The following is a 12,953-nucleotide window of genomic DNA, read 5'->3' as shown; positions in this document are numbered from 1 at the left end:
CCGCACCCCGCTCCGGGGTGCGGCCTTCGCCGTCCTAGCCTGGACCCCATGCCCGACGCCCTTCCGGAGTCTCCCGAGGACCTCACGGCCCGCCGCGCCGCCTCGTTCGGCGCGAACGCTGCCGCCTACGCCGCCGAACGCCCCGACTACCCGATCGCCGCCGTCCGGTGGGTGCTGGACCGGCTCGAGGGCCGTCCGGCCCGTGTGCTCGATCTGGGGGCCGGGACGGGCAAGCTGACCGGCGTCCTCGCCGCCGCCGGGATCCCGGCCGAGGCGATCACCGCTGTCGAGCCGGACCCCGCGATGCTGGACGAGCTGCGCCGCGCGCACCCCGGGGTGACCGCGCTGGAGGGCGCCGCCGAGGAGATCCCGCTGCCGGACGGCTCGGTGGACGCCGTCCTGATCGGCCAGGCCATGCACTGGTTCGACCTGGACCGGGCCTACCCGGAGATCCACCGCGTCCTGGCTCCGGGCGGCGTCATGGGCGGCCTCTGGAACCGGGACGACTCCGCCGTCCCGTGGGTGGCGGAGATGAAGCGGATCGCCCGGAGCGGCTTCCCGGTGGCCCGGGGGCGTCCCCGGGGCCTGCCCGAGCACCCGCTGTTCCCGAACGTCGAGCAGACCGAGTTCCCGCACGTCCAGCCCCGGACGGCCGAGTCGATGGCCGCGACGATCGGCACCCACTCCCACGTCCTGATCATGGACGGCCCGGAGCGCGACGTCCTGCTGGGCCGGATCGTCGACCACCTGCGCGCCACCCCGGAGACCGCCGAGGGCGAGTTCGACCTGCCCCTGATCACCCTCACCCTCCGCGCCGTGGCCGCCTGACCTCTGCCGCCTGACCCGCGCCGGAGATCGTCCGTACTCCGAAGGATGTAGGGCCGGTCCCGCCCGGGGAGGGGCGTACGGGCCCTGCCGGGGTGCTGAGATAGGGGGGTGCAGCGCTTCACCACCAGGCAGGACGCCCTGATCGCGCCGCTCGCGTTCGCGGGCGGTGTCCTGCTCCTGCTCTCCCACGGGTACGTGCGGTGGACGGTGCACGGCTGGAGCGCGCCGGTGGGGCTGCGGGCCGTCCCACTGGCGGTGATGTGCGTCGGGATGCTGTTCCGCCGGACGGCCCCCATGACGGGCCTGGCGATCTCGACCGCCGGGAACGCCTTCGAGGTGGTCCTCGGGCCCAGCATCGGCGGGGCGGTGATCTACACCGACGCCCTGTACGCGGCGACGCTGTACGGGCCGCGCGGGGCGGTGCGGTGGCTGCTCGGGGCGACGGTCGGGGCGTCGCTGTCGGTGGTGGCCGCGGGCGGGGTGGCGGTCGGCCGGCTCGGGCCGGGGATCGTGCTCGGCGCGGTCGCCGGGACGACCTGGCTGACGCCGGTGCTGACCGCCATGATCGTCCGGGAGCACCGGGACCGCGCGGAGGCCGAGCGGGAGCGCGCCGGGCAGGTGGCGCGGCTGGCGGAGATGGACCGGCTGGCCGCCGTGACGGCCGAGCGGGCGCGGATGGCGCGGGAGCTGCACGACGTGGTCGCCAACCACCTGAGCGCGGTGGCGCTGCACTCCACGGCCCTGCTGCGCGTCCGCGACCTGGACGAGGAGGGGCTGCGGCGGGCCATGGTGGTCATCCGGGAGAACAGCGTCCAGGGGCTGGCGGAGATGCGGCGCATGATCGGCCTGCTGCGGGACGACGGGACCGACCCGCCCGCCGCGCCCCGCCTGTCCGAGCTGGACCGGCTCGTAGGGCACGTGGCCCGCTCGGACCTGTCGGCATGCCTGGAGGTCGTGGGGGAGCCGTACGCGCCGCCCGCGGCCGTCGAGCTCGCCGCGTACCGGATCGTGCAGGAGTCGCTGACGAACGCGCTCAAGCACGGCGGGCCGGGACGGGCCGAGGTGCGGCTGACCTACGGGACGGGCCTGGTGCGCGTGGAGGTGACCAGCCCGCTCGGCGGGGCCTCGCGGCTGCCGGGGTCCGGCGCCGGGCTGATCGGGATGCGGGAGCGGGCCACGCTGCTCGGCGGGGAGTTCGACGCCGGGGCGGCCGGCGGGCGCTGGGTGGTCCGGGCGGAGCTGCCCCTGGACGGCGGGGTGGACGGAAGGGAGGCGCGGTGATCAGGGTTCTGGTGGCCGACGACCAGGCGGCGGTGCGGGCCGGGATCGCGCTGATCCTCCGCGCGGCCCCGGACGTCGAGGTGGTCGGGGAGGCCGCCGACGGCGAGGAGGCCGTGGCGCTCACCCGCGAGCTGCGCCCGGACGTGGTCCTGATGGACGTCCGGATGCCGCGGATGGACGGGATCGCCGCGACCCGCGAGGTCGCCGGGATCGCCGACGTGCTCGTCCTGACGACGTTCGACGCCGACGCGCACGTGTTCGGGGCGCTGCGCGCGGGCGCGGCCGGGTTCCTGCTGAAGGACGTGGACGCCGACCGCCTCGTGGAGGCCGTCCGGACGGTCGCGGCGGGGGAGGGCGTGATCGCGCCGCAGGTCACCCGGCGGCTGATCGGCGCGTTCGCGTCCGCGCCCGTGCCCGCCGAGCCCGTCGCGCTGGACGTGCTGACCCAGCGCGAGCGGGACGTCCTGGCCTGCCTCGGGGACGGCCTGTCGAACCAGCAGATCGCCGAGCGCCTCGAGATGGCGGAGACGACGGCCAAGACCCATGTCAGCCGGATCCTGGCCAAGCTGGAGCTGCGCAGCCGCGTCCAGGCCGCGATCCTGGCCCGCGAGCACGCCGACGACCTCCGCTGACGGCCTGCCCGACCACCTGCCCTGACGGCCTGCGCCGACGACCCGGACAGGGGTCAGGGGGCCATGCCGCGGATCAGGTCCGCCACCCGGACGATCCCGAGGCAGCGGCCCACCTCGTCGGTGACGACCAGGTCGTCGTAGACGCGCTCGGCCTCCTGCCCGGCCGCGCGCAGGGCCGCGACCGCCGGGACGGTGCGCGGCACGTGGCGCGGCGCGTCGGCGAGCCGGACGGCGGGGCGGTGCGCGTGCAGCGCGTGCCCGTAGGCCCCGGACAGCTTCAGCAGGAACCGGGTGCGGTCGACGGTCGCGACCGGGCGCTGGCGGGCGTCCACGAGCACCACGCTCGTCGCGCCCGTCTCGGCGTTCAGCGTGGTCAGGACCTCGTCGGCGGTCGCGGTCTCGGGCAGCGTCATGGCCGGGAGGGTGAACTCCGAGACGCGCGGCCCGAGGTCCGAGGCCGCCGGACGCGCCGGACCGCCCCCGTCCCGCCCGGCCACCGGGACCCTGACCGGCATCCCCGGACGCCATCCGGGCGGCGCGAACGCCGGGCCCTGCGCCAGCCGGACGCCCAGCCCGCGCTGCTGGAGGACCTGCTCCTCGGTGGCCAGGCCGGGCGCGAGCAGGTGCGTGCCGAGGCCGTGCGCCATGTCGACCAGCGCCCGCACGAGCGCCTCCCGGCGCGGGTCGGAGCGCGCGCGGTGGACGAGGTCGGGATGCACCGCGACCAGGTACGGGACGGTCTCGGCGAGCAGGTCCAGCGGCGCGTGCGCGGCGCCCAGCTCGCCCAGCCCGACCAGGTAGCCGGCCCGGCGCAGCGCGCTCAGCGACGCGGCGACGGCCTGCCGCTGGAACGGGGGGAAGCCCCCGGCGACGGCGACGATGAACTCGCCGGGCCGCCGTCCGGTCGCCGACAGCCGGCGGTGCAGCTCGGCCAGCACGGGTTCGCCGCGCGCGACCGTCTCCGCCCGGACGGTGACCAGCAGCGGCAGCCGGGTGGGCAGCAGGGCGCCCGCTTCGGCGGCGTGCGCGGCGCGGCCGAGGTCGGCGCGGACGGCGTCGTCGGTGGGCTCGGGGCTCAGCCGGGGGTCCAGGGGCAGCGCCCCGGCGTCCGGGGCCAGCGCCTCGACGGCGACGACCGCGCCGGACTCCAGGTCGATGACCGGCTGGAACAGCTCCCGCGCCGGGATCAGCACTTCTTGCGGTGACACGACCGCATCATCGCTGGTCAAACCGGATAAAACGAGCGTCGTCAGCCGACGTTCACCAACATTTCGTCACCGCGCGGCGAACCTCACCGCCCGTTGGCGCAGGCGGGCGGCCCCGCTACGGCGCCCGGCCGCCCGCCAGCGCCGACACCAGGTAGGTCACCCCGGCGAGCAGCGCCAGCCACGCGTAGGGCGCGACGTCGGCGCCGCGCAGCGCCTGGACGACCAGCGCGGCGACCAGGCCCGCCGACAGCACGTCCCCGGTCATCGCCGCGGCCTTCAGGTGCGTCCGACCCCGGTGCCCGCGGCCGAACGCCTCGCTGATCGCCAGGCCCTGCTCGTCCCGCCGGTACGCCAGATGCGCCGCGTACCCGGCGAGCACCGCCAGGGCGATCAGCGCGGTGCCCCGGCGGCCGTCGGCCACCAGGACCCCGCCGACCACCAGACCCGCGCCGAGGACGAGGACGGGGACCGCCCACCGGCGTGCCGACCTGCGTTCGGGAGCCAACCACATGGGGGACATCTTTCCCGATCAACGGCACAGCGGACAGCCGTTCGCCGTACCCGTTCACCTACCCGTCCCCCCGGGCGGGCGGTGACCCGCGTCACTGTGCGCCTCACCACGTGCCTCACCGCGCGGTTCACTGCTCCGTGCTGTGGATCACCCGGAACTCGACGCCGAACGGGTCCCTGACGTCGGCCATCCGGCCGTACGGGGTGTCCCAGGGGCCGTCCTTGAGGGTGCCGCCGCCCTCCTTGACCCGCCGGACGGCCTGGTCGGCGTCGGCCACCTGGAAGTACACGACCCACAGGGGGATCTCGCGGTCGTCGTCGCGCGCGATCCCGCCGACCGGACGGTCGTCCGGGCGGGCGAGCACGTAGAACTCCATGTTCGGCCCGGCGTCCACCTTCTCCGAGCGCAGGTCGAACACCGCCTCGTAGAACGGCCGCGCCTTGTCGACGTCGCGGGTGTGGAGCTCCTCCCAGCCGAACGACCCCGGCTCGTTGACGATCCCCGAGCCCGCCATGGCCTTGCCCTGCCAGAGGCCGAACTGGGCGCCGCCCGCGTCCTTCACCATGGCCATCCGGCCGTGCTCGAACACGTCCCCGACGGGCTGGACGACCTCGCCGCCCGCGTCCGTGATCCGCTTGAGCGTGCCGTCGGCGTCGTCGGTCGCGAAGTACAGGTTCCACCAGTGGCGTCCGCCGGTGTCCTCGCCGGGGACCTCGGCGATCCCCGCGATCATCTGGCCGTCGAGGATGACGGCCTCGTAGCCCATGGCGCCCGGGCCGAGGCTCTGGAAGCTCCAGCCGAACAGCCCGCCGTAGAACTTCTTCGCGCGCGCGATGTCCGGGACGCCGATGTCGATGTAGTTCGGAGTACCGAGCGGCTGGTTACCGGTCACGTGCACCATGACGGTTCCCCTCCTTGAGGCCGGGCTGGTCCCGGCTCTCCGGCTGGTGTTCCCGGGCATGTTCACGCCACGCCCAGCGTTCGTACATGTGTTTGACGGTTTTCGGCATGGCCGGACCGTCCGGCGCGTCCACGTAGACTGATCGGCTGCGCCTCCACCCGCCTCATCCGTCAGGGAACACTTGTGATCATCGCGAACGACATCGAGCTGCGCGCCGGGGCCCGGCTGCTGATCGAGGGCGCCACCTTCCGGGTCAACCCCGGCGACCGGGTCGGCCTGGTCGGGCGCAACGGCGCGGGCAAGACCACGCTCACCAAGGTGCTCGCCGGCGACGCGCACCCCGCGTCGGGCGGGGTCTCGCGCTCCGGCACGCTCGGCTACCTCCCCCAGGACCCGCGCGGCGTCGACCTCGAGGAGCTCGCCCGCGACCGGATCCTGTCCGCGCGCGGCCTGGACGAGGTGATCCGCAAGCTGCGCGCCGCCGAGGAGCGGATGGCCACCAAGACCGGTGCCGACCGGGACAAGGCCGTCCGGCAGTACGGGCGGCTGGAGGAGCGGCTGCACATCCTCGGCGGCTACTCCGCCGAGGCGGAGTCGGCGTCCATCGCGTCCAGCCTCGGGCTGCCCGACCGCGTCCTCGGCCAGCCGCTCGGCACCCTGTCCGGTGGCCAGCGGCGCCGCGTGGAGCTGGCCCGCATCCTGTTCTCCGACGCCGACACCCTGCTGCTGGACGAGCCGACCAACCACCTGGACGCCGACTCGATCGCGTGGCTGCGCGACTTCCTCAAGTCGCACCAGGGCGGCCTGGTGGTGATCAGCCACGACGTGGAGCTGCTCGACGTGGTGGTGAACCGGGTGTTCCACCTGGACGCCAACCGCAGTGTCGTCGACATCTACAACGTCGGCTGGAAGAAGTACCTGGAGGCGCGGGAGACCGACGAGCGCCGCCGCAAGCGGGAACGCGCCAACGCCCAGCGGCAGGCGACCACGCTGCTGTCCCAGGCCGACAAGATGCGCGCCAAGGCCACCAAGGCCAAGGCGGCCCAGCAGATGGACCGGCGGGCCCGGCAGCTGCTGGCGGGCGTGGAGGACGAGCGGCAGGCCGACAAGGTGGCCAAGATCCGCTTCCCGGACCCCGCCCCGTGCGGCCGGACCCCGCTCACCGCGGAAGGTTTGTCCAAGTCGTACGGTTCCTTGGAGATCTTCACGGATGTCTCCCTCGCGGTGGACCGCGGCAGCCGGGTGGTCATCCTCGGCCTGAACGGCGCGGGCAAGACGACGCTGCTGCGCATGCTGGCGGGCCAGGACGCCCCCGACACCGGGCAGGTCGTCCCCGGCCACGGGCTGCGCGTCGGCTACTACGCCCAGGAGCACGAGACCCTCGAGGTCGAGCGCTCGGTGCTGGAGAACATGCAGTCCGCCGCGCCGGACCTGCCGCCGGTCGAGGTCCGCAAGATCCTCGGCTCCTTCCTGTTCTCCGGGGACGACGTGGACAAACCCGCCGGAGTGCTGTCCGGCGGCGAGAAGACCCGGCTCGCGCTCGCGATGCTGGTCGTCTCCAGCGCCAACGTGCTGCTGCTGGACGAGCCGACCAACAACCTCGACCCGGCGTCCCGCGAGGAGATCCTCGGCGCGCTGCGGACATTCGCCGGGGCCATCGTCCTGGTGACGCACGATGAGGGTGCGGTCCAGGCGCTCCGGCCGGAAAGAGTGATTTTGCTTCCGGATGGGGTCGAGGACATCTGGAGTGACGAGTTTGCCGATCTGGTGGCACTTGCGTGACCTGCATGGGGAGTTCGACAGATCTTTTCTGGCGGAGTGGGTAGCCGAACGCGCGGGAATGACTGATCATGGCGGGGGATAACGCAGCGGTCACCACATCACTACGGGAGGTACTCGTGGCCGAGACCCTCAAGAAGGGCACCCGCGTGACCGGTGCCGAGCGCGACAAGCTGGCGGCGGAACTCAAGAAGAGGTACGACTCCGGCGAGAGCATCCGCGCCCTGGCAGCCGCCACCGGCCGCTCCTACGGCTTCATCCACCGGATTCTCACCGAATCCGGCGTCAACCTGCGCGGTCGCGGAGGGGCGACCCGCGGCAAGAAGTCCTGACCCCGGGCCTGGTCCGGAGGGATCCCGCCCGCGCCCGGCCGCACCCGGCGCGGAGCGCGTCCCCCCGGACGGGCGGACCGCCTGACCTGCCGTCGCGGGCGACCGAGTAGGGTTCGGTCGCGACGGCGGGCCGGGTACCGTCCCCGCGCGTGCGGCGCGCGGGTCGCCCCGTCCCGCCGTGCCGACGTCGTCACAGCGGAGAAGGGGTTTGTCATGGCGGAAGCGGAGCTCAGGCGGCCGGAACCGGCCACGACGGCGGGGCCGCCCAGCGAGGCGGAGCTCGCCGAGGGCGGGTTGCGGCTCGAGGTGGACGGGGCGGTCGCGACCGTCACGCTCGCCCGGCCCGAGCGGCGCAACGCCATGACCTTCGCCACCTGGCGGATGCTGGCGGCCATCGGCCGCACGCTCCCGCCGGAGGTGAGGGTCGTCGTCCTGCGGGGCGACGGCCCGTCGTTCTCCGCCGGCATCGACCTGTCGATGTTCTCCGGCGGGGAAGGGGGGTTCCCCTTCGAGGCCGACGACGAGACGGGCGACCGTTTCATCGCGGACCTGCAGGAGGGCTACACCTGGCTGCGGAATCCGGAGATCGTCACCGTCGCGGCGGTGCACGGGCACGCGATCGGCGGGGGCTTCCAGCTCGCGCTGGCCTGCGACATCCGGATCGCCGCGGAGGACGCGAAGTTCTGCATGAAGGAGCCCGCGCTCGGCCTGGTACCGGATCTGACCGGCACCAAACCCCTGGTCGAGATCGTGGGCGTCAACCGGGCGGTCGAGCTGTGCCTCACCGCCCGGACGGTGGACGCCGCCGAGGCGGCCCGACTCGGCCTGGTCGAGCGGGTCGTCCCGACGGGCGGCCTGGACGCCGGGGTGGAGGCCCTGACGGCCGAGCTGCTCGCGGTCAACGCGGAGGCCGCCGTCGCGACCAAGCGGCTGCTGTTCGCGGCGCCGCTGAACACCCTGGACGAGCAGTGCGCGGCCGAGCGGCGTGAGCAGCTCGTCCGGTTGCGCGCGCTGGCGGCCGCCTTCCGCGGCTGACCGGCCGCGCGGACGCGGCCGGTCAAGGTCGGCCGGAGCCGAAGAGGAACGTTCCACTTCCCATTCGGTCAAGTGGAGAAAACCCGCCGTGCGGACGGCGCGCCCGTCCGCACGGCGGAGCCATTCTTACGGAAAGATCCGGTTTTCGGCCACCCCTGTGACAGATTCCGGATATTTCGGTTACCGAAGCGAAGTATCCCCGCCCGGAGCGATCGGCAGCAGAACGCGGCTGGCGCCCGGCCGGAGGGTCACCGCGGTGCCCGCCGGATACCGGAGCGTGTAGTCGTAGTCGGTGGACAGGATGATCACGCCGAGCCGGTGGCCGGCCTTGACCGTGTAGTCGGTCGGCTGCAGGTCCCAGCGGAAGGAGTAGGTCTTCCCGGGCGTGAGCGGCTCGCTGCGGGAGATCGAGGTCCGGTTGCGCGCGTCCAGCCAGCCCCGCGTGATGATCTTGTAGGGGGCCGTCTCGGTGGCGAGCTCCTGCCGCAGGGTGCAGCCCTCGTCACCGGGGACGCTCTGGCCGTAGCAGACCTTGTCCGTCGTGGTGATCCGGGCGCCCGTCGGCCGCGTGTCGGTGCCGTAGTCCACCAGCAGCGCGGTCAGGTACGGCGACGACCCGTTCAGCGAGGCCCGGATGTCGGCCTTCGGGATGCCGTTCACCCGCAGCGGCGCGGACAGCGGCCCGGTCAGGTACGCCAGCCGGTTCGGGTCGGCCTTGTCCTCGCCGGTGAGCAGCTGCTCGGCGGTGCGGGTGCGGCCCTCGTCGGTGAACGCCTGCGGGGCGCCGCCCTGGGGACGCGTCCCGAGGACGCCCGGCTGGCCGCCCGGGGCGGACCCCGGGTTCAGGCTGACCGGGAGCGTCCGGGTGCCGGGCAGCGGCCAGTCCTTCGCGGTCTCCCACGAGCCGTCCGGACGCTGGATGTCGACCTTCGGCTCGTTCTCGATGCCGTTGCGGACGCCGTACAGGTACCGGTCGAACCAGTGGTGCGTCTGCCGCAGCCACTCGTCGATCCGCCACCGGAACGGGGTCGCGTGGTTGGCCTGGTGCAGCCACAGCTTGCGCGGGACGCCCGCCTCCTTCAGGGCGTTCCACCACCGGACGGACTGTTCGGTCTTGACGTTCCAGTCGTTCAGCCCGTGGACGACCATCACGGCCGCCTTCACCCGCCTGGCGTCCTTGACGTAGTTGCGCTCGTCCCAGAAGGCGCTGTAGTCACCGGTGTCGCGGTCCTCGCGGGCCTCGATGTCGTCGATGACCTTCTTGCAGACCTCGGGGTTCTGCCGCGTCAGGACGGCCTTGGCGAGCACGTCCAGGTCCTCGCCCTGGTACTCGCCGGGGGCGATCACCGCGCCGTTGTCGCGGTAGTAGTCGTACCAGTTGGAGATGCCCGCGATCGGGACGATCGCCTTCAGGCCGTCCACGCCGGACGCGGCGGCCATGTTCGGCAGCGTCCCGTCGTAGGACTGGCCGATCATGCCGACGTTGCCGGTGGACCAGTCGGCCCTGACCGGCGTCCCGTCCGGGGCCCAGCCGCGCGCCCGGCCGTTCAGCCAGTCCACCGCGGCCTTCGCGCCCGCCTGCTCGTTGCGCGCCCCGGACGTCGGGCAGCCGGTCGACCCGCCGGTGCCCAGGCTGTCCAGGTCCGCGACGGCGTACCCGCGCGGCAGGAAGTAGTTGTCGTAGTAGCCGGGGAAGACGTCGGCCAGGTTCCGCTGGAACCGCGTGGCCGCCAGGCCGCGCGCCCCGCCGATGTCGACGGGGTGGTTCGGGACGTCGAGGATGCCCGCCCAGTACGGGCTCGGCTCCATGATCGTCGGGACCTTGAGGCCCTGCCCGGTCTCCTTCGGGCGCATGATCCGCAACTGGACGGTGTCGCGCTTGCCGTCGTGGTCGCTGTCGACGGTGGTCTCGATGTTGACGGTCTGACTGACCGCGTCCGCCCGCGAGAACACCGGCTGCGTCTCGCCGTCCCGGATCTGGACTGACGGTTTTCCTGAGGGCTTCCCGGACGGCTTTCCGGCCGGTGCGCCCGGCGTCGCGGCGGACGCGCCCGGCGCCAGCGCCGTGAGCGTCACGACCGCGAGGGCGGCCGCGCCCGCCGTGATGAATCGCTTCATGGGGGCTCCTGGGGGAGTAGAGCCTGCGGTGACTGAAATGTCACATGGGAGTGAACCCCACAAGATCCAGTTTGGGAAGGGGCCGGGGCGGTGGCCGGGTGGCCGGATCGGGGCGGGGGATCGGGGCCGGGATCGGGAAGGCGTGGCGGTTCCGGGGCGTTGTGCTCGGTGCGAGCTGAGATGCTTACTTGATTACGTTCGCTCGACGGCGTCGCTGGACGACGTGCACCGGCGGGCGCCCGCGCTCCGCGGCGCCCGCGCCGCGAGGACCATTGGAGGGCCCGAATGGGGATGCCCGGGATGCCGGGGAACGGCTGGCAGGTGATGGCCTCGTTCCGGCGCGACAGCTCGGTCACGCGGAAGAGGCTGGCCAAGGGGACCGTCAGGCGGATCGCGGGGTACGCCCGTCCCTATGTCCGCGACCTGGTGCTCTTCCTGGCGCTGAACGCGCTCGGCGCCGTGATCGTGGTGGCCAACCCGCTGCTGCTCAAGGGGATCATCGACCACGGCATCATCCCGCACAAGCAGAGCGTCGTCGTCGGCCTGGCGCTCACCGTCGCGGCCCTGGCGCTGCTCGAGGCGGTGCTCGGGCTCGCCCAGCGCTGGTACTCGGCGCGGATCGGCGAGGGCCTGATCTACGACCTGCGGACGCAGGTGTTCGGGCACGTCCAGCGGCAGCCCGTCGCGTTCTTCATGCGCGCCCAGACCGGCTCGCTGATCAGCCGCCTGAACAGCGACGTGATCGGCGCGCAGCGGGCCCTGACGACCACGCTGTCCTCGGTGGTGTCCAACGTGATCAGCCTGGTCCTCGTGCTGATCACGATGCTGGTGCTGTCCTGGCAGGTCACCCTGTTCGCGCTGGTGCTGCTCCCGATCTTCGTGCTGCCCGCCAAGTGGGTCGGCAAGCGGCTCCAGGCGGTCAGCCGCGAGCAGATGCAGCTGGACGCCGAGATGAGCTCGCTCATGACCGAGCGGTTCAACGTCGCCGGGGCGATGCTCGCCAAGCTCTACGGCCGTCCGTCCGAGGAGGAGGAGCTCTTCGCCGGGCGGGCCGCCCGCGTCCGCGACGTCGGCGTCGTCTCGGCCATGTACGGCCGGGTGTTCTTCACCGCGCTGACCCTGGTCGCCGCGCTCGCGACCGCGATGGTCTACGGCGTCGGCGGCTCCCTGGTCGTGGACGGCAGCTTCCAGCTGGGAACCCTGGTCGCCCTCGCGACCCTGCTGACCCGCATGTACGGGCCGCTGACCGCGCTGTCCAACGTCCACGTGGACGTGATGACCGCGCTGGTCAGCTTCGACCGTGTCTTCGAGGTGCTCGACCTCAAGCCGCTCATCGACGACAAGCCGGACGCCGCGCCGCTCGCCACCGGCGAGGAGGAGGCGCCCGCGATCGAGTTCGACCACGTGTCGTTCAGCTACCCGTCCGCCGAGGAGGTCTCGCTGGCCTCGCTGGAGTCGATCGCCCGCAGCGACACCGCGCCCGCCCGGGACGTCCTGTTCGACGTGGACTTCACCGCCGCGCCGGGGCAGCTCGTCGCGCTGGTCGGGCCGTCCGGCGCGGGCAAGTCGACGATCACGCACCTGGTGTCGCGGCTGTACGACGTGTCCGGCGGCGAGGTGCGGATCGGCGGGCAGGACATCCGGGACGTCACGCTCGACTCGCTCCGCGCCCGGGTCGGGGTCGTCAGCCAGGACGCGCACCTGTTCCACGACTCCATCCGCGAGAACATGCGGTACGCCCGTCCGGACGCCACGGACGAGCAGATCATCGCGGCGCTGCAGGCCGCGCAGGTCGGGGAGCTGATCGCCGACATGCCGGACGGCCTGGACACCGTGGTCGGCGACCGCGGCTACCGGCTGTCGGGCGGCGAGAAGCAGCGCCTGGCCATCGCGCGGCTGCTGCTCAAGGCGCCCTCGGTCGTGGTCCTGGACGAGGCGACCGCGCACCTGGACTCCGAGTCCGAGGCGGCCGTCCAGCGGGCCCTGGCGACCGCGCTGGCGGGCCGCACCTCGCTGGTGATCGCGCACCGGCTGTCCACGATCCGCGAGGCCGACCAGATCCTCGTGGTGGACGGCGGCCGGGTCGTCGAGCGCGGCCGGCACGAGGAGCTGCTCGCGGGCGGCGGCCTGTACGCCGAGCTGTACCGCACCCAGTTCGCCCGCCAGGAGGAGCGGCCGGCCGCGGCCCCGGTGCTCGCCGCCGACTGACAGTGATGATGGAGGTGAGCACCTCCCGTCCGGGGTCTGACCCGCCGACTGACTGACCTTGGGTCCTCAACGGGATCTGTCGGCCCTGGTCGGGAGGTGCTCGTGTGCACTCACCGGACG

11 protein-coding genes are annotated in these 12,953 nt (G+C 73.2%); 7 read left to right on the top strand and 4 right to left on the bottom strand.

Annotated features, from left to right (window positions below; genetic code table 11):
• Positions 1 to 48: 48 nt before the first annotated feature.
• The 3 genes from EBO15_RS30610 (at position 49) to EBO15_RS30600 (ending at position 2,741) form a co-directional block, all read left to right on the top strand.
• A complete protein-coding gene (locus EBO15_RS30610; protein ID WP_122197946.1) occupies positions 49 to 828 on the top strand; it encodes a class I SAM-dependent methyltransferase in 780 nt (259 codons plus the stop codon).
• Positions 829 to 936: 108 nt separating this feature from the next.
• Positions 937 to 2,109, top strand: a complete 1,173-nt coding sequence (locus EBO15_RS30605; RefSeq protein WP_122197945.1) for a sensor histidine kinase — start codon at positions 937 to 939, stop codon at positions 2,107 to 2,109.
• Positions 2,106 to 2,741 (top strand): response regulator, encoded by a 636-nt coding sequence (locus tag EBO15_RS30600; protein WP_122197944.1) that lies wholly within the window; start codon positions 2,106 to 2,108, stop codon positions 2,739 to 2,741. The genes EBO15_RS30605 and EBO15_RS30600 overlap by 4 nt, the downstream gene beginning before the upstream one ends.
• Before the next feature lie 53 nt (positions 2,742 to 2,794).
• Here EBO15_RS30600 and EBO15_RS30595 read toward each other — a convergent pair whose 3' ends face one another.
• From EBO15_RS30595 to EBO15_RS30585, 3 genes are all read right to left on the bottom strand, one after another.
• Positions 2,795 to 3,949: an EAL domain-containing protein gene (locus EBO15_RS30595; protein WP_147481728.1), complete on the bottom strand. Its 1,155-nt coding sequence runs from the start codon at positions 3,947 to 3,949 to the stop codon at positions 2,795 to 2,797.
• Between the two features lie 115 nt (positions 3,950 to 4,064).
• A complete protein-coding gene (locus EBO15_RS30590) occupies positions 4,065 to 4,460 on the bottom strand; it encodes an ABC transporter permease (protein WP_122197942.1) in 396 nt (131 codons plus the stop codon).
• A gap of 127 nt (positions 4,461 to 4,587) precedes the next feature.
• Complete coding sequence (locus tag EBO15_RS30585) at positions 4,588 to 5,361, bottom strand: VOC family protein (protein WP_158628397.1); 774 nt, start codon at positions 5,359 to 5,361, stop codon at positions 4,588 to 4,590.
• A 183-nt stretch (positions 5,362 to 5,544) separates the two neighbouring features.
• On the opposite strand from EBO15_RS30585, the gene abc-f reads away from it, so the two are divergent.
• From abc-f to EBO15_RS30570, 3 genes are all read left to right on the top strand, one after another.
• Positions 5,545 to 7,143, top strand: coding sequence for a ribosomal protection-like ABC-F family protein (gene abc-f, locus EBO15_RS30580; protein WP_122197940.1), 1,599 nt, complete (start codon positions 5,545 to 5,547; stop codon positions 7,141 to 7,143).
• 116 nt (positions 7,144 to 7,259) lie between these two features.
• Complete coding sequence (locus EBO15_RS30575; RefSeq protein ID WP_012852589.1) at positions 7,260 to 7,472, top strand: helix-turn-helix domain-containing protein; 213 nt, start codon at positions 7,260 to 7,262, stop codon at positions 7,470 to 7,472.
• A 213-nt stretch (positions 7,473 to 7,685) separates the two neighbouring features.
• Complete coding sequence (locus EBO15_RS30570) at positions 7,686 to 8,507, top strand: enoyl-CoA hydratase/isomerase family protein (RefSeq protein ID WP_122197939.1); 822 nt, start codon at positions 7,686 to 7,688, stop codon at positions 8,505 to 8,507.
• A 180-nt stretch (positions 8,508 to 8,687) separates the two neighbouring features.
• On the opposite strand, the gene EBO15_RS30565 is transcribed toward EBO15_RS30570, so the two are convergent.
• Complete coding sequence (locus tag EBO15_RS30565) at positions 8,688 to 10,625, bottom strand: Xaa-Pro dipeptidyl-peptidase (protein ID WP_122197938.1); 1,938 nt, start codon at positions 10,623 to 10,625, stop codon at positions 8,688 to 8,690.
• Positions 10,626 to 10,916: 291 nt separating this feature from the next.
• Between EBO15_RS30565 and EBO15_RS30560 the strand changes: the two genes are divergently transcribed.
• Entirely contained in the window at positions 10,917 to 12,833 is a 1,917-nt protein-coding gene (locus EBO15_RS30560) for an ABC transporter ATP-binding protein (RefSeq protein ID WP_378238886.1), read from the top strand.
• Positions 12,834 to 12,953 lie beyond the last annotated feature (120 nt).

This window comes from Actinomadura harenae (genome assembly GCF_003696215.1).
Lineage (GTDB): Bacteria > Actinomycetota > Actinomycetes > Streptosporangiales > Streptosporangiaceae > Spirillospora > Spirillospora harenae.
This window is presented reverse-complemented; position numbering and strand designations above follow the sequence as displayed.